The organism is Streptomyces sp. SD15 (genome assembly GCF_054462255.1).
Genome location: NZ_JBTLMO010000004.1, coordinates 69604 through 84926, shown reverse-complemented (window position 1 = coordinate 84926; position 15323 = coordinate 69604). Strand labels below are relative to the sequence as shown.

Annotated in this window: 12 protein-coding genes, 1 tRNA gene, 1 other RNA gene and 2 pseudogenes; 9 read left to right on the top strand and 7 right to left on the bottom strand. The window is 69.2% G+C overall.

Annotated features, from left to right (window positions below; genetic code table 11):
* Window positions 1–46: 46 nt before the first annotated feature.
* Together ACX28W_RS05395 and ACX28W_RS05390 are read right to left on the bottom strand one after the other, a co-directional pair.
* On the bottom strand, window positions 47–652 hold the full coding sequence (locus ACX28W_RS05395; RefSeq protein WP_458997595.1) for a GtrA family protein: 606 nt from the start codon (window positions 650–652) through the stop codon (window positions 47–49).
* A 283-nt stretch (window positions 653–935) separates the two neighbouring features.
* Entirely contained in the window at window positions 936–2357 is a 1422-nt protein-coding gene (locus ACX28W_RS05390; RefSeq protein WP_458997594.1) for an ATP-binding protein, read from the bottom strand.
* A gap of 627 nt (window positions 2358–2984) precedes the next feature.
* Between ACX28W_RS05390 and ACX28W_RS05385 the strand changes: the two genes are divergently transcribed.
* Complete coding sequence (locus ACX28W_RS05385) at window positions 2985–3467, top strand: hypothetical protein (RefSeq protein ID WP_458997593.1); 483 nt, start codon at window positions 2985–2987, stop codon at window positions 3465–3467.
* Between the two features lie 26 nt (window positions 3468–3493).
* Here ACX28W_RS05385 and ACX28W_RS05380 read toward each other — a convergent pair.
* Window positions 3494–3790 (bottom strand): annotated as a pseudogene (locus tag ACX28W_RS05380) (SAM-dependent methyltransferase); the annotation flags it as partial.
* 2 nt (window positions 3791–3792) lie between these two features.
* Here ACX28W_RS05380 and ACX28W_RS05375 point away from each other — a divergent pair.
* A pseudogene (locus tag ACX28W_RS05375) lies at window positions 3793–4095 on the top strand (tyrosine-type recombinase/integrase); the annotation flags it as partial.
* A gap of 306 nt (window positions 4096–4401) precedes the next feature.
* Here ACX28W_RS05375 and ACX28W_RS05370 read toward each other — a convergent pair.
* The gene (locus ACX28W_RS05370) at window positions 4402–4680 is read right to left on the bottom strand and encodes a hypothetical protein (protein ID WP_458997592.1); all 279 of its coding nucleotides are present in this window, start codon (window positions 4678–4680) and stop codon (window positions 4402–4404) included.
* 218 nt (window positions 4681–4898) lie between these two features.
* Window positions 4899–5333 (bottom strand): DUF5959 family protein, encoded by a 435-nt coding sequence (locus ACX28W_RS05365; protein ID WP_458997591.1) that lies wholly within the window; start codon window positions 5331–5333, stop codon window positions 4899–4901.
* Window positions 5334–5692: 359 nt separating this feature from the next.
* On the opposite strand from ACX28W_RS05365, the gene ACX28W_RS05360 reads away from it, so the two are divergent.
* From ACX28W_RS05360 to ACX28W_RS05350, 3 genes are all read left to right on the top strand, one after another.
* The gene (locus ACX28W_RS05360; RefSeq protein ID WP_458997590.1) at window positions 5693–6070 is read left to right on the top strand and encodes a hypothetical protein; all 378 of its coding nucleotides are present in this window, start codon (window positions 5693–5695) and stop codon (window positions 6068–6070) included.
* A 556-nt stretch (window positions 6071–6626) separates the two neighbouring features.
* A complete protein-coding gene (locus ACX28W_RS05355; protein ID WP_458997589.1) occupies window positions 6627–7097 on the top strand; it encodes an SPW repeat protein in 471 nt (156 codons plus the stop codon).
* 132 nt (window positions 7098–7229) lie between these two features.
* Window positions 7230–7451: a hypothetical protein gene (locus ACX28W_RS05350; RefSeq protein WP_458997588.1), complete on the top strand. Its 222-nt coding sequence runs from the start codon at window positions 7230–7232 to the stop codon at window positions 7449–7451.
* Window positions 7452–8089: 638 nt separating this feature from the next.
* Here the strand turns inward: ACX28W_RS05350 and ACX28W_RS05345 are convergent.
* A complete protein-coding gene (locus tag ACX28W_RS05345; RefSeq protein WP_458997587.1) occupies window positions 8090–8293 on the bottom strand; it encodes a hypothetical protein in 204 nt (67 codons plus the stop codon).
* A 563-nt stretch (window positions 8294–8856) separates the two neighbouring features.
* Window positions 8857–8944 (bottom strand) — tRNA-Ser (locus tag ACX28W_RS05340).
* Window positions 8945–9015: 71 nt separating this feature from the next.
* Between ACX28W_RS05340 and ffs the strand changes: the two genes are divergently transcribed.
* The 4 genes from ffs (at window position 9016) to ACX28W_RS05320 (ending at window position 15212) form a co-directional block, all read left to right on the top strand.
* An RNA gene (gene ffs / locus ACX28W_RS05335) (signal recognition particle sRNA small type) lies at window positions 9016–9114 on the top strand.
* Between the two features lie 123 nt (window positions 9115–9237).
* Entirely contained in the window at window positions 9238–11541 is a 2304-nt protein-coding gene (locus ACX28W_RS05330) for a DNA polymerase III subunit gamma and tau (protein WP_458997586.1), read from the top strand.
* A 226-nt stretch (window positions 11542–11767) separates the two neighbouring features.
* Window positions 11768–13033: a phosphoribosylamine--glycine ligase gene (purD, locus tag ACX28W_RS05325; RefSeq protein ID WP_458997585.1), complete on the top strand. Its 1266-nt coding sequence runs from the start codon at window positions 11768–11770 to the stop codon at window positions 13031–13033.
* Between the two features lie 334 nt (window positions 13034–13367).
* Window positions 13368–15212 carry a M48 family metalloprotease gene (locus ACX28W_RS05320; RefSeq protein ID WP_458997584.1) on the top strand — a complete coding sequence of 615 codons (1845 nt, stop codon included), beginning with the start codon at window positions 13368–13370 and terminating at the stop codon, window positions 15210–15212.
* Window positions 15213–15323 lie beyond the last annotated feature (111 nt).

Below are 15323 nucleotides of genomic sequence, written 5' to 3'. Positions count from 1 at the left end.
TCCTGACGTGGTCCTTCAGACCGTCGCTTCAGGCCATTCCATTGCTTCAGACCGTCGCCAGTGCTCCGGAGCGGGCCGCGGTCAGCACGCCCGCGCCATTCCATCTGGGCCAGCGCACCGGAGAGGTGTTCTCCGCGTTGCGGTATTCCGGGTTCCGGTTCCCCGGGTTCCGGTTCTCCGCGTTCCGGCTTCGGCCGGTGGCGAAGACGAACAGGCGCAGGACGAGGAAGCGACCGATGCCGGCGAGCCCGGCGGCGCCGAGGTAGGCGATCTGCTCGGTCAGTATCCCGGGCGACGACTGCACTATGTGCAGGACGAACATCGCGGCGCAGGTCACCGCGTAGGCGGCCGTGGCCGACCCCGCGGACTGCACGTGCTGACGCCATTCGGCACGCCGCCCGCTCCTGAAGGTGAACCGCGCGTGCAGCTCCGTGCAGAGGATCGTCGAGGCGACGGTGATCAGCGCGTTCGCCACCGCCCAGGGCATCAGCCCGGCCAGCAGTGCCACGGCGCCGCTGGAGGCGACCCCGACACCGCCGCCGAACAGTACGAACCGCGCGAAGGAAGCGAACGCACCGGGAACGGCCGGACCGGGAGCCACGGGCTGCGTCTCGTACGCCGTTCCAGGCCTCGACGAGAGCAGCGAATTCATGGTGGTTTCCTTCCGGGCGGGGGGGAGCGGTGAACCTCGGGATCAGCCGGAATCGGCCGGGATCATCTGGGTTCAACGATGCCGTCGCCCGCTCGCCGAGACGAGTACGTACACCCCCGAACCGATGGTGGAGCTAGCTGCACCATGGGCCCGGGGGCTACTCACCTCTCGCCCGGGACCGACCGCCGGGCGTCAACAGGACATCGCACCCAGGCCTCCGGCCGGACCCGCGCCGGACCGAGGCGACTGCAACCAGAACCGCAACCACGGGAGCTCAGCCCGCTCATGCCCTCCGCCAGGCGCTGAGCAGCTCTTCGGGGCCGTAGGCCGCCTGGAGTCCGGAACAGCTGACCCCGTTGCGGGAGACCGCCACGAGCGGCACGGGCTCGTCGGTGATCGCAGCCCGGTGCTTCTGCAGCGCGGCCAGGTCGTGGCTGTCGAACGCGGAGTTCTCCAGCCACTTGACCGAGCCGAGGAAGAGCAACTGCTTGGCCACCGGCTGCCGGTCGGCGCCCACCAAGTCGATTTCGACGTCGTTGCTGCGGGTCCAGTACCCGCCGATCGCCGGGGCGGCGGGCAGCAGCCCGTCCGGCAGGAGGCGGGCGAGCGATTCCCGGACCAGGGGCTCGATCGCGCGGCCCCGCCAGCTCGCCCACTGCTCCTTGATCCGGCTCAGCGTGAGATCTCCCCGCATCCGCTCGATCTCCGCCATGTGCGGATCCAGAAACGCGAGCCAGAACCGCAGGTAAGGGTCGGCCACTCGGTAGCGGCGTTCCTTCGACGGCCGCAGGGAGAGGGGCAGTTCGGCTGCCACCACCCGTTTCTCGGTCAGGACATCCGTGGCTCGGGTGAGAGTGGTGTGGGCGATGCCGCCGGCGGCGCGCGCGATGTTGGTGAAGGTCCGCTCTCCGCTTCCGATGGCCCGCAGGACTTCCCTGCTCATCGCCTGCGGTGGAAACTCCGCGGCCAGTGAGCGCTCGGCGGATACCAGCAGCGCCGAGATCGGGTTGTCCAGCGAGTTGCCGAGGAACTCCCAGATATCCGCTCCAGGCCGCCACTCCGCACAGATCAGCGGGAGACCGCCCGTGATCAGAGCGGCGTCGAAGGCGGCCGCCGACGAGAGGCCGAGCATCTCGCCGATGTCGGCCGGGTTCAGCGGTCCCACGACCATTTCCCGGCCCCGCTGATGGAAGGGGCGGTCGTAGCTGTTCAGCGCCTCCATCATCGACAGGTCGGATCCGACCAGGAGGAGGAGTACGGGTTTGCGGCTGAGCAGGCGGTCCCACGCCCGCTGGAGCATGCCCTCGAAGGCGTCGATGCGGTCCATGAGATACGGCACCTCATCGATGACGACCACGCTCGGGCTGTCGTCGGGAAGAATCTCCGCAAGCAGCCTGAATGCGGCGTTCCACTGCTCCGGGGTCTCCTCCGAGAACAGTTCCCGCTCCGGCAGGGAGGATCTGGCGACGGCGTCGAGCAGCTCCGTCAATTCGTCCGCCGCCGTGCCGCCCGCCGCGGTGAAGAAGAGGTTCGGTGCCTCGGTGCGTCGGAGGAACTCCTCGACGAGGCTGGACTTGCCGACCCGCCGCCTTCCCCGCATGAGGATGCATTGGCCTGGTTTCGCCGACCCGGAGGCATCGTGAACTGACTCGAAGGCGTCACGGAGCACACTCAGCTCGCGGTCCCGCCCGATGAAACGACGCATGGGAACACCCCCGTAGGCGACAGTATCGGGAGAGATACTATCTCCATTGTTACCATTGTGTCGGCGAGTGTGCACAAGAGCACCAGCCACGGGCCGGACGGCACACAGGGCGCGCAACAAGTCGGGGGATGTTCTCTGGCAGCCGCCCGGCGCTGTCGGAAAAACCAACTGAGACGGACAACGTCGAAGGGCCCCACCGCAAGCGGTGGGGCCCTTCGACATCGTGCCCGGTGAGGCACTGGCGGAGGATACGAGATTCGAACTCGTGAGGGGTTGCTGAGACCGGAGCGGGTCGGGTCACACCTTCTTGACGACGATCGTGTCCGGGACCAGCTTCTCCAGGTCGTCGACGTCCGAGGCGAAGACGGTGAAGGATGGCCGCAGACCACTTCCGTATGCCGCACATCCCACCATGCCCGGACGGATGCGCGGGACCTGGGCCCTGTCTTCTGGATCATGCAGGGCCCGCGTTGCCTGGCACCGCACCTCGCGGCGTTCTCGTCAGTCACCGATGCTCCGCATGGAAGCAGGCCGCGTGCCGGCGGCTAGTCCGTACCGGCGGGGGCGGGGCGGGCGCACGGCGTGTGGCGCAGGTCGGGGCTGCGAGCACTGCAACCCTCGTCGTCCATGGATATCACCACCTTCTACGCCCTCTTCTCCGCGACCTGCTTCACCTTGGTCGGCCTGTGGTGGAACGTCGTTCAGCGTCGTGCCGACTGGATGCGCGACCCCGCCCAGCGCCGCGTCGTCGGCGGGGTCTACCTGTCTTTCCTGCTGCCCGCCGTGATGGGCTTGTTCGCCCAGGTCGGCGGCACCGAGCAGCCGCAGGTCTGGCGGGCGGCCTTCATCGCCATCGCGGTAGTCGGCTGCGTGTGCACCGTGCGGCTGCTGGCCCGCACCGGCGGCGACGATTTCGTCGCCTGGCAGCAGGCCGGCTCCACACTGCTCTACGCCCTGATCGCGGTCGTCGGCGCGTTCCCCGAACTCGCCGGCCACGTCGGGCTGCGCCCTATCCAGGCCGAGGCACTCATGCTGATTGCCCTGATCATCCTGGGCCACGCCCTCGTCTGGCGGTTCATTGCGGGAGAAGGCCGCGCCGTCGGGGACTAAAGCAGCGCACCGGAATGCCCCGTTCATACCAGCGACCATGCTGGGCCTTCGATCCCGAAGACCGCCACGTTGGTAAGCCCCGACTCCCGAAGCTCATCGGCGAGCTCCTCTGCACGGTGGAAGTAGGCCAGGGTGAAGTGGGGGCCATCATGCACCGCGGTAGCGAGAATCTTGGAGATCGCGTCCTGCATGTGGTCGGTGTGCAAGTGCGCGTACGTGACGTGCTCGAGCAGTGAGGCGTAGCAGTTGATCGCTGCTGCGGCTACGAGCCCACCAGGCTTCACTACGCGCCGAGCTTCCGAGAGCGCCTTGCGGCGGTCGCCGGCAGCCGCTGGTGCCCAGCACGGACTACGACGCGTGGAAGCAGCTACTGACTGACGCCAAGGTGCGGGACGGCCGTCTGCACGATGCCCGGCATACCGCTGCCACGGTCCTGCTCATCCTCGGCGTTCCGGAACGAGTGGTGATGCAGATCATGGGGTGGTCGTCCACCGCGATGGCAGCCCGCTACCAGCACGTGACGGGAGGGATCCTGGCCGACGTGGCGCAGCGGGTCGGAGGTCTCATCTGGGAGGTGGCCAAGGCTGCCGACGAGGGCGGCCCGGAGGGCTCCGCAGGGGCGCGTTGAGACTGCAGATGAGACTGCGTACGTCGAAGGGCCCCACCGCGAACGGTGGGGCCCTTCGACATCGTGCCCGGTGAGGCACTGGCGGAGGATACGAGATTCGAACTCGTGAGGGGTTGCCCCCAACACGCTTTCCAACTGTGTTGGTGGAGTGGTGGGGCTTGTTCAGGGCCGTTCGCCTGGGTTCATTGGCGGCTGAGCGTCTGCGCTGGGACGGCTTCGGGTCTCGTCTGAACGGCCGTGAACGGCGCTGAATGAGACGGAAACTGAGACGGGCGTCGCCGTCCAGCCGGTACAGGTGTCGTCGGGCTACAGGCCGCGAAGTGCCTCGTAGAGGTCGCCGTAGGTGCTCCAGCAGGTGACGCTGCCGTCGTTGTTCAGGCTGCCCATGTACCAGTCGTCGTCGTTGACGGTTTTCACCAGACAGAGTCCATGAAATCCCAAGACGATCTCGAGGTAGAGCCGCTCGCCTTGTGCCGGCCAGCCCATCACGACGCGATCGGTGTCGAGAGGTGTGGCCTCCCGGTCGCCGGAGACCTTGCGGATCTCCTCCAGGGTCCAACCGGCCGGTAGCTGCCTGCCTGCCATCCAATGATGATGACAGCCATCTCACGTGCCGAGTGCGGCACGCACAGCTTCTCAGAGCACCGCGTTAGGAGGGCGAGGTGGGGCGAGGCTGTCGCTGACCTCGGTAACCCCGACTTCGGTGCCTGCGGCACCTGAGTCCCGCTGACCGCCGCTTTTCTCCGTGAGTCCCCGCGCAATCTGGCACGCCTGTGGCACGGGCTGATCCCCTCTGAAGCTCCTCAGTCCGCGGGGATCAGGTGCGCCCAGACGGCGCGGAGCCTCTCAAGCAGGGCACGCTGCTCGTCGATCCAGCCGCGATCCATGGTGAGGGAGACTGCCAGCCTGGTGGTCTGCTGGTCTGCGATGGTGACCGTGATCCCATCGTGGTCGTCCTCCCGCCAGTTCAGGCGGATGCCGATCTCGGCGACTCGCGCAGCCTCACGCCAGACGGCGTCGTGCCCCGCGGCGACCTCGTCCAATACGTGTGCCCAGCCGGCCAGGTCTCTTGGATCCACATAGGTGTCGAGGACACCGGCCACGAAGTCGTTGTGGACCAGGAGCTGTCCCTTCACGTCCGGGATGCCCGGGGCATAGGAGTCGTTCAACTCGACCACGACACTGCCGCCGTACCTACCGGTGATCCGCAGCAGTGCGGACCGCTCGGGCTCCTTCATGTCCCACCCCTGGGTGTTCGATCCAGTGCTGATGCTGCGCACTCTAGGCGGCACCACTGACGATGCCTGCCGCGCTCAACGTCTCAATGGGCGACTCAAGGCCTGTCTTCTTGCCCTGGGTCTTGTCGGGGATCTTGGGGGCCTGCGTTTTTGCAGCTCCGGGCCTGGTCGCGGCTGCCTGAGTGGTCGTCATTGGTTGTTGTCGACCGCTGTTGAGCGGCCTCGGACGGCCCAGGCCACTCCGCCAGAGGCAACAGAAGCCAAGAGGTAGCTACACGCCATGGCGACGCACTCTGTCTAGTTCTTGCCGCTGTCTGACCTGCGCATATGCCATTAGGCTTCGCGTTCATGGGGAAGCCATGCGCCTGTACTGGGGATACATCGCGGTTGGGGTTCTCATCGTCGCCTGGACCCAGCAATGGGCCCTCTCAGTTGTCGCTGCCTTGTCCGTTGCGGTCTTCGCCTTCGCCTCCTTCCAGGTTCCGGTCTGGTGTGGGGCGGTCAATCGCGACGGACGGACATACTGTCGGAACAACGCCTATGGCGTGCTGATGGGGTGCCGAAACCGCCAGCATCGTTGGCAGAAGCTCAAGATGATCGTGCTGCGGAGCAAGGTCGGAGACATGAGTCGTGCCGTCTTCCCTACTGCGAAAGAGAAGTTCAACGCCTTCTTGGCCGTAGTGGGCCTACTCTCTGCGATCGCAGCAGTGATCGTCCCTGTCTTCACTGGCGACTGACCGACCCCCATCTCCCACAGCATCTATACGCCTTGGGCTGCGGCGTACGGTCTTGAAAACCGTCGTGGCGCGAGTCACCGTGGGTTCAAATCCCACACCCACCGCGCAGGTTGAAGGCCCCTGACCAGCAACATCGGTCCGGGGCCTTCGCCATGCAGGTTGCCTTTTGGTGACCGCAGTTCCCCGTGAGTTCCCGGTCGGGCACGGATGGGGCACGACCGCGCACAGGCTTTGAATTCGGCCCGCATCCTTATCAGGTCGATCATGCGGCGCTGCCGAAGTCGACCAGCCTGCCCTGCGCCTCGGTCGATCGTCCACCGAGGTCCGGAGCCGAGCGCCGCTGTTCGTGCTTGTTGGTGTCAGTCGCTGGTGTCAGTCGCCGTACGCGGTCTTGACACAGGCTCCCTTTCGGCTCCAGCTCCACAACGAGAAGTGCCCCGCAGGCCACCTCCCCCGCAGCGTCTTCGGACTCACGCAGCTCAGCGACGGTTACCCCGTCCTCGTTGGGTACTCGCTTTCACGTAGTAGACATAACAGGCAAATCGGAGGTATCGGAATGACGACACAGCCCCGGTCGGACATGGCAACGCATCCCGACATCCTCGCCATGCGAAATCGGCACGAGATGGCCGAGCGTGTCGCGACTACTCCGAGGGCACAGGCCGTCGAAGCCATGGCCCTGATCACAGGCCTCTACCTGGCGGCCTCACCGTGGATCGCGGGTTTCAACGAGTTCTCCACCCTGGCGGTCAACAATCTGATCGTCGGCATCGCATACGCCGTGATCATGAGCGGTGGCTTCGGCCGGGCATACGAGCGGTCGCACAGCATGGCGTGGGCCGCTTGCGCGCTCAGCGTGTGGACGATCTTTGCGCCGTGGGTCGTGGCAGGCGACGTCAGCACCACCAGGACGATCGTCAACAACATCATCGTCGGCGTGATCGCGCTCATGCTGGCCCTCATGGCCTCCGCAGCCGCCCGCCCGGTGGATCAGTCGTCCGGCGACCGCTCGTCCCCGCGTAGGTGATCATCCCTCACCCTCCGAAGACCGTGGCACTCATCACGGGTGTTCCGGCCCCCGCCGGCGGAGACCGTGTCGCGTCGGCGGGACACCGATCGACGTTGAGCCGGTAGTGGCACAACGCAGAAAGGAATGACGATGGAAGCATCTGAACTGGAGACCAAGGTCCAAACGCTGGAGACGGCTCTTGCGGTGCAAGAAGCAGCCATGGCCGGGGCTCAAGCCACGCAGGCAGCGACTCAAGCAGGAATGACCACGACTTTCGGCGCTACGCAAAGCGGGACCTGGGCAGTGATGGGTGTCGGCAGCGTCGCACTGCTGGCGGGCATCTTCCTCGGCATGGGGATCGCCAAGCACTGACGGCCCTCTCGTCCCGGTATCCGCCCTTTGGTGGTGCCCTCCCTGCCCCCATTGGGCCGTGGCCTGGCGGGGGTGGGTCGCGCGCGCAGCATCCGTCAAGGTCGGTGGAGCGGCCTCAACCCCACCCACCCCAGCTCCCATCCCGTCCGCCGTCGACCCACACACCGTGGAGCGGGCGTGGTTCATGGCGTCCAGGTGGAGCGCGCCACTGTACGAACGACCTGGACGCCAGGGGCCGCGTCTGCTCGGCTCTGCCTGGGTCGATGGTGGACGGGATGGGAGCACCACACGCACGCCCCTACGGGCCCGCAGTCGGGAACGGCGCCCCCTCCATCCCGGTGCCGGCCGATCCCCCGCCGGAGGCGGACTACCTCGGTCGCCTCCGGCGAGCTTGGGCAAGGAACCCCCGGCTTCTTGCCTCAGTAACAGAAGGTGCGGCCTACGGCCGCGCAAACCTTGGCAGCTCGCTGCGCTCGCGCGCGACGGCGTTCGGGAGCTCCCGCCCGCCGCGTGTTTCCGGGCCGACTCGGACCTAGCGTGCCCGACGGGTCGGCACAGTCCCTGCGACTCTCCCGGCTACGCTCGCGCGGGAGCGCCCCGCGCCCCGCGGCGCGTGGCTGCGGGGCGCCTTGTGGGGTTTAGTCGATCTGCTCCCCGTCGTACGTACCGCCCTTGCAGCGGTTGTCCGCCAGATCGGGCGTTCCGCCGCCCTCCCTGCACTCAGAAGGGGTGACGACGGATGGGGCACCCTGTGCGGTGGCGGCGGTGGCGGCGCCTGTGAGGCCGAGTCCGGCGAGGGCTGCCGTCGCGATGACGGCGGCGAGGATTCGTCGAATGCGCATTTGGTTCGCCTTTCACGGATTGCCTTCGGTTGGGGCACTAATCAGCTTGATGTTCACCCATGTGGGTGGCACGTCATGTTGGGCCATTCGGGTGACAGTGCTGTCGGGTGCGGGGTCGGTGACGCGACCCGTCGGACAGGCCCTAGAACGAAGAGACCACCCGGCCGGATGGGTGGTCTCTTCGTTGTTCCGGAGGGGGCAGCGTCCGCAACCATCGTCTTTTGGCCGTGGGCCGCTCAATGCGGTGATCGACTCATGGCCACCGGCCCTATCCACCAGTGGGCGCGCGTCGGCGCAGCGCGGCTCTTGGTGTCCGCGAGGCTCAGGTCGCCTGTGCGTTGGCCCCTCAGTTCCAGAGCGGCCCGTCGGCGCGCCAGCGTTGCGTCAACGGCGCCGCGCACGTTGGCCGATGCGGTGGCGATCATGAGCATGACGCGCAGCATCGCAGGCGGCTGAACCGGATGTCAGCGGATCGGTGAACTGAGACGGAAACTGAGACGGACAACGTCGAAGGGCCCCACCGCAAGCGGTGGGGCCCTTCGACATCGTGCCCGGTGAGGCACTGGCGGAGGATACGAGATTCGAACTCGTGAGGGGTTGCCCCCAACACGCTTTCCAAGCGTGCGCCCTAGGCCTCTAGGCGAATCCTCCGCGGCAAACAATACAAGACGTTGAGGAGTGCTCGCGAACTCGTTCCCCCCGCTGCGATCGGGTACTCTGTGCGGAGCCCCTCACGTGGCGCTATCTGACTGAACTCCCCCAGGGCCGGAAGGCAGCAAGGGTAGGTTGGCTCTGGCGGGTGCGTGGGGGGCGCTTGCGTTTGCGGGGATGGTTCGGCGATGCGTCGGCGAGCGGTTCCTCAGTGATCCGTCGGCGAGCGGCCCCTCGGGGGATGCGTCAGCGAGCGGTCCTCGTTGTCAGTGGGCGCCTATAACCTCGTATGTGTGTCGTCTCTCGCGCTGTACCGCCGCTATCGCCCGGAGTCGTTCGCCGAGGTCATCGGGCAGGAGCATGTCACCGACCCGTTGCAGCAGGCGCTGCGGAACAACCGGGTCAATCACGCGTACCTGTTCAGCGGCCCGCGTGGGTGTGGCAAGACGACCAGCGCGCGGATCCTGGCCCGGTGTCTGAACTGCGCGCAGGGGCCGACGCCGACGCCGTGCGGCGAGTGCCAGTCCTGCCAGGACCTGGCAAGGAACGGGCCGGGGTCCATTGACGTCATCGAGATCGACGCCGCGTCCCATGGTGGTGTGGACGATGCCCGTGACCTGCGCGAGAAGGCTTTCTTCGGGCCCGCCGGCAGTCGGTACAAGATCTACATCATCGACGAGGCCCACATGGTCACGTCAGCCGGCTTCAACGCGCTGCTGAAGGTGGTCGAGGAACCGCCGGAGCATCTCAAGTTCATCTTCGCCACGACCGAGCCCGAGAAGGTCATCGGGACAATTCGGTCGAGGACGCATCACTATCCGTTCCGGCTCGTGCCCCCGGGGACGCTGCGGGAGTACTTGGGCGAGGTCTGCGGGCACGAGGGCATTCCTGTCGAGGACGGGGTGCTGCCGCTGGTCGTGCGGGCCGGTGCCGGGTCCGTGCGTGACTCCATGTCCGTGATGGACCAGCTCCTCGCGGGCGCGGCCGAAGCCGGTGTGACGTACGCCATGGCCACCTCACTGCTCGGCTACACGGACGGGTCGCTGCTCGATTCCGTGGTCGAGGCCTTCGCCGCGGGGGACGGCGCCGCGGCCTTCGAGGTCGTGGACCGCGTGATCGAGGGCGGAAATGATCCCCGGCGGTTCGTCGCCGACCTGCTGGAGCGGTTGCGGGACCTGGTGATTCTGGCTGCCGTGCCCGATGCGGCGGAAAAAGGGCTCATCGATGCCCCGTCCGACGTGGTGGAGCGCATGCAGGCCCAGGCCGGTGTCTTCGGTGCCGCCGAGCTGAGCCGTGCCGCCGATCTCGTCAACGAGGGGCTGACGGAGATGCGCGGCGCCACCTCGCCCCGCCTCCAGCTCGAACTCATCTGCGCGCGCGTGCTGCTGCCCGCCGCGTACGGGGACGAGCGCTCCATCATGGCCCGCTTGGACCGCATGGAGCGCGGGGTGAACTTCTCCGGCGGCGGCGGGGGCGGGCCGGCCATGGGGTACGTCCCCGGTCCTGAAGTCCATGGAGGGGCGCCGGTCTCGGGCGTTCCGGCGGTTCCGCCGGGGGGCGGGGCCGCCGCGGCTCGCGCCGCCGTGCGGTCGGCGGGACCTGGCGGGCAGGGAGCTGGAGCTGAGGGGCATGGGACGTACGGAACCGCCGGTGCCGGTGTTGCGGCGCAGGGCGCGGGGACGGCTCCTGCCCCGGTGGCGCCCGCGGCCGCGTACACGGCTGCTGCCGCGCCCCCGCCCGCCGCTGCGGTGGTCGAGCAGCCGCAGGCTCCGGCCGCGCCCCCTGCTTCCCCGCCAGGAGCCGCACCCGGTGCCTGGCCCACCGCGACGGCCGCGGGCAGCGGTCGGCGTCCCGGTGGCTGGCCGACGGCGGCACCCGCGGGTGGTGGGCAGGCTCCGGCCGGGCCCGCCGCGTCCAGCGCGCCCGGGGCTCCCCGGACGGCTCCCACTCCTGCCGCCGCACCCCCATCCACACCCGCCTCCGCTCCGGCTCAGGCTCCCGCGGCCGGTGGCCTCGACCCCCGCATGCTGTGGCCGAACATCCTGGAGGCGGTGAAGAACCGCCGCCGCTTCACCTGGATCCTGCTCAGCCAGAACGCGCAGGTGACGGGTTACGACGGCACGACCCTGCAGATCGGCTTCGTCAACGCGGGCGCTCGGGACAACTTCGCGAGCAGCGGCAGCGAGGAAGTGCTGAAGCAGGCGTTGGCCGAGCAGTTCAACGTCCAGTGGAAGATCGAGGCGATCGTCGACGCCTCGGGCGGCTCGGCACCACCACCGGTGGCGACCACGGGTCCTGGGTTCGGCGGGGGCTACGGCGGCGCTCCGGCCGCGCCGCGGCCCGCAGCGCCCCAGCAGCCACCGGCCCCTGCGCCGCGCCCCGCCACGCCGCAGGGCCCGCCCGCGGGCCAGGCTCCGGCCGCACCGGCTCATGCACCCACCCCGCCCCCCGCCGCCCACGAACCGCCCCCGGTCGCCCCCGAGGACGACATCCCCGAGGACGACGACCCCGACCTCGACGAGTCCGCCCTCTCGGGCCACGACCTGATCGTCCGCGAACTGGGGGCCACGGTGGTGGAGGAGTTCCAGAACGAGTAGTTCTAGAGCGAGGAGTGCGCGGAGTTCTAGAACGCGGAGTTCCAGAACGAAGGGGCCGGCGAAGGAGGAGTGTCTCGAGCGGGGTTGTTCAGAAGACCCCGTCCAGAAGACCTCATCACAAGACCACATCCACAAGACCCCCTTAGGACGATCCCACCAATCGTCCCCACCCCCCGCTTCGGAAGCCCGCACAAAAGCACCCGCCCCCGGCGGTTAGGCTGACCCCGTGAAGGTCCTCGTCATCGGTAGCGGCGCCCGCGAACACGCCCTGTCCCGTTCCCTGTCCCTCGATCCCGACGTCACCGCCCTGCACTGCGCCCCCGGGAACGCAGGCATCGCGGAGGTGGCAGAACTCCACGCGGTCGACGCCCTCGACGGCGCCGCCGTGGCCGCGCTGGCCACCGAGCTCGGTGCGGAGCTGGTGATCGTGGGCCCGGAGGCCCCGCTCGTCGCCGGGGTCGCCGATGCCGTGCGCCAGGCGGGCATCCCGTGCTTCGGCCCCTCGAAGGAGGCCGCGCAGCTGGAGGGCTCCAAGGCCTTCGCCAAGGACGTGATGGCGGGTGCGGGCGTCCCGACGGCACGCTCGTACGTCTGTACGACGCCGGACGAGGTCGAGGAGGCGCTGGACGCCTTCGGTGCCCCGTACGTCGTGAAGGACGACGGTCTCGCGGCCGGCAAGGGCGTCGTCGTGACCGACGACCTCGAGAAGGCCCGCGCGCACGCCAACGCCTGCGACCGAGTCGTCATCGAGGAGTTCCTCGACGGCCCCGAGGTCTCCCTCTTCGCGATCACCGACGGCGAGACCGTCGTCCCGCTGCAGCCCGCCCAGGACTTCAAGCGCGCGCTGGACGGCGACGAGGGCCCGAACACCGGCGGCATGGGCGCGTACTCGCCCCTGCCCTGGGCGGACCCGAAGCTGGTCGACGAGGTCATGGAGACCGTCCTCCAGCCGACGGTCGACGAGCTGCGCCGCCGCGGTACCCCGTTTTCCGGCCTTCTTTACGCGGGTCTGGCGATCACCAGTCGTGGCGTACGGGTCATCGAGTTCAACGCCCGCTTCGGCGACCCCGAGACCCAGGTCGTCCTCGCCCGCCTGAAGACCCCCCTCTCCGGAGTGCTGCTGGCCTCGGCGAACGGCACCCTCGCCGACCTGGCACCGCTGCGCTGGAGCGACGACGCGGCGGTCACCGTGGTCGTGGCCTCGCACAACTACCCGGAGACCCCGCGCACCGGCGACCCGATCACCGGGCTCGACGAGGTGGCGGCCCAGGACGCCCCGAACGCGTACGTCCTGCACGCCGGCACGAAGCGCGACGGCGACGCGGTCGTGAGCGCGGGCGGGCGGGTGCTCTCCGTCACAGCGATCGGCGCCGACCTCACCGAGGCCCGCGCCCGCGCGTACGCGGCGCTCTCCCGCATCGGCCTCGACGGTTCGCAGCACCGTACGGACATCGCGGCGAAGGCGGCGCTGGAGGCGAAGGCGGGCGCCTAGCCAAGTGCGCATGTGCCCGTGTGCCCGTGACGCTCACCCGAGAACCCCAGGCCCCGGATTCCGTACGGAATCCGGGGCCTGATCGTTGCCCACCGTCATCCACCTTTCCCCAAAGGCATTCCATCGAGTGACCGATGCCGTATCCGGCTGACGGGGGCCGGGGCCCCAACTAGGGTGCGGCGAAAGCGTTCCGGCACTTGGCCCACCGGCATTGCGATGTCAGTGGTGGGTGCCACAGTGGGGGAGTGAGCAACGCCAGGGCATTCGTGAGCGCGGGCTGTGAGACAGCGCGCGCCGGGCCGACAGTTGGGGGTGACGTCCGGTCGTGACCGGTATGGGTGTGGAGGTTGGCGCGCAGGCCGCGCGCTCCCGGGCTCTCGCCGTGCTGCGTATCCGCAGCAGGGCGCTGGCCGTGGCCCTGCTTCCCGCGGCCGTCGCCGTCGTGCTGCTCGTCGGCGTCTCCACCGGCCACATCACCGGCGGAGGCTGGGGGATCACGCGCTGGATCGTGGCGATCCTTGCCGCACTCGTCCTCCTCGCGGCCGCGGGCATCGCGCTCGTGGTCGCCCGGGCCCGGCCCGCCGTGAGCCCCACGGTCGCGGTCGCGGAGGAGTCCGCGCCCGACCTCTACCGCATGGTCCGGGACCTGGCCGACCGCCTCGACGTCCCACCCCCCTCCGCCATAGCGCTCACCCCCGACTGCGACAGCTGGCTGGAGGACCGCACCCACCCGGCGCACGGCCCACCACCACCCGAGAACAGGGACGAAATAGAAGGCGTACGAGGAGTGCGAGGCGGGTTGGCTCACCCGCGCCGTACCCCCGCCGCACCCGTCCTCGTCATCGGCTCGCCCTTCCTGTGGTGGATGCGGGTCGGGGAGCTGCGCGCGGTCCTCGCCCCGGTCGTCGCCGGTACGGGCCCCTCGGCCCACCCCGACATAGCCGCGGCCCGTCGTTTCGTACGCGGCCTGGACGCGGCCGTGGCCGTGACCTCGGTGCCCACCCACGGCCGGCCGGTCTGTACGGTCCTCGCCGGCGTCGGCTGGGTGACCCGCCTGCTGCTGCGCAGCTGCCGGGGCCACGCGGCAGAAATGGAGCGGGGAGTGGCGGCCGCCGCGGCCGAGCGTGCACAGGCTGTGGACTACGGCCTGCGGATCGTCGCGCAGGAACAGGTGGGCCTGGCCTACGCGGGCTGGGACCGGCTGCTGACCCGCGTGGCGTTGCCCGCCTGGCGGATGGGCCGCTGGCCCGCCCGGCTGGACGCGGGCGTGGTCGCGGCCCTCACCGAGCTGTCGCGCCGCGACCGCCTGGCCGAGGGCTTTGCCTCCCGCCTCGGCGAGCGCCCCGCCTGCGACCTGCTCGAAGAGCCCGGCACGATGGACGAGGCGGCCTCGCTGCTCGCCGCCCGCCTCTTCCACGGCGGGCCCGCCGAGTCCGGACCCGACTGGGCGCCGGTGGACTGGCAGGAGTATCCGGACGAGGTCGTGGACCGTAAATGGCGCACCGACGCGGCCCGCCTGCACCGGGTCCTGGACGCGCTGGGCGTCCGCCACCCCACGGACCCGACGGCGCCCGACCAGGTCGGTCCGACGCTGAGACGGGTGATGGACCACCTGACCGCGTCGCCCGCCGACAGCACCGGCCCCGACCCGGACCCGGCCGCCACCGCCCTCGCCACCAATCGTCGGGGGGCGTACGAGGAGATGGGCATAGGCCTGGACGGGGCTGAGGGCGACGATGAGGACGACGGGGACCTCGCCCTCGGCAATGAGCGGACGGCGGCGCTTGCGGCCGGCCTCAGAGCGGAGGTGGCCCGTGAGGAGACAGCGGCGCCGGCCGTGGCGACCGCGCCGGGCGGGGGCGCTGAGCAGGCGGGGCCCGACCGGGCGTTCTGGGACGACGGGATGCTGCCGCTCTTTCCGCTCCAGCCGCCGCGTACCGGGCGTGAGCTGCTCGCCGACCATGTCACCGCGATGGTCTGCTGCGCCGCGATGGACACCGCCGGGGCGGCGCCGGGGCTCGACTGGCTCGACGGTCCGTCGCTGCTCGTCGGCGGCGAGCGCGCCGCCGACCTGGGCCCGCGCGTCCTGACTCTCGTCGAGCGTGGGGACCCCGGCCCCCTCCGGGACTGGCTCCGCCACCTGGGCGTCCGCCCTGAAAAGCCGGTTCGTCTGGTGTGAGGGCGTTGCCGGGGGCGCCGACGACGGCGAACACCAAATCCGGAGCCTCGCCTTCCCATCACACCTATTCGCGACGAACGGTGACGGACCGCGTGCGTAATGTGATGTGCT

Excerpts from the sequence above, each read along its gene's own strand:
- ACX28W_RS05360 (WP_458997590.1), top strand. The coding sequence starts at position 5,693 with ATGCGCCTGTACTGGGGATACATCGCGGTTGGGGTTCTCATCGTCGCC.
- ACX28W_RS05385 (WP_458997593.1), top strand. The coding sequence starts at position 2,985 with ATGGATATCACCACCTTCTACGCCCTCTTCTCCGCGACCTGCTTCACC.
- ACX28W_RS05345 (WP_458997587.1), bottom strand. The coding sequence starts at position 8,293 with ATGCGCATTCGACGAATCCTCGCCGCCGTCATCGCGACGGCAGCCCTC.
- ACX28W_RS05390 (WP_458997594.1), bottom strand. The coding sequence starts at position 2,357 with ATGCGTCGTTTCATCGGGCGGGACCGCGAGCTGAGTGTGCTCCGTGAC.
- ACX28W_RS05320 (WP_458997584.1), top strand. The coding sequence starts at position 13,368 with ATGGGTGTGGAGGTTGGCGCGCAGGCCGCGCGCTCCCGGGCTCTCGCC.
- ACX28W_RS05395 (WP_458997595.1), bottom strand. The coding sequence starts at position 652 with ATGAATTCGCTGCTCTCGTCGAGGCCTGGAACGGCGTACGAGACGCAG.
- ACX28W_RS05370 (WP_458997592.1), bottom strand. The coding sequence starts at position 4,680 with ATGGCAGGCAGGCAGCTACCGGCCGGTTGGACCCTGGAGGAGATCCGC.
- ACX28W_RS05365 (WP_458997591.1), bottom strand. The coding sequence starts at position 5,333 with ATGAAGGAGCCCGAGCGGTCCGCACTGCTGCGGATCACCGGTAGGTAC.
- ACX28W_RS05355 (WP_458997589.1), top strand. The coding sequence starts at position 6,627 with ATGACGACACAGCCCCGGTCGGACATGGCAACGCATCCCGACATCCTC.
- ACX28W_RS05350 (WP_458997588.1), top strand. The coding sequence starts at position 7,230 with ATGGAAGCATCTGAACTGGAGACCAAGGTCCAAACGCTGGAGACGGCT.